General features: G+C 57.1%; 1 pseudogene. It reads right to left on the bottom strand.

Features of this window, described 5'->3' with window-relative positions:
• Positions 1–27 precede the first annotated feature (27 nt).
• Positions 28–289: pseudogene (locus E5X34_RS32745) on the bottom strand (class I SAM-dependent methyltransferase); the annotation flags it as partial.

Raw genomic sequence — 289 nt, 5'->3', positions numbered from 1 at the left:
GCACTACGCACTGTTGGGCGAAATGCATCAAACAGTTCCAATCAGCATGAAGCGGGTATAATTTTTTGTCGGCAGTTCGCCGGAGAACCGCACCTCCCGTAGCGCCGCCATTGCTTCGAAGGCTGCAAGTGAAGCCACGCAGTTGATGTGGGTCGGCTCGCTGAAATAATCGTTCGATTGCAGCAGTACATTCGTGCCCCGCGGAAGCAGAGCAAGCCAGGCGCGCAGATCGGCTATGTGTTCGCAGCTCGTATTGACCATCAGGTCGGGCCGCACGGCCGCATAGTCG

The organism is Mesorhizobium sp. (genome assembly GCF_004963255.1).
Taxonomy (GTDB): domain Bacteria; phylum Pseudomonadota; class Alphaproteobacteria; order Rhizobiales; family Rhizobiaceae; genus Mesorhizobium.
Note: the sequence above shows the minus strand (reverse complement) of the source record. Positions and strands in the feature narration are given on the sequence as shown.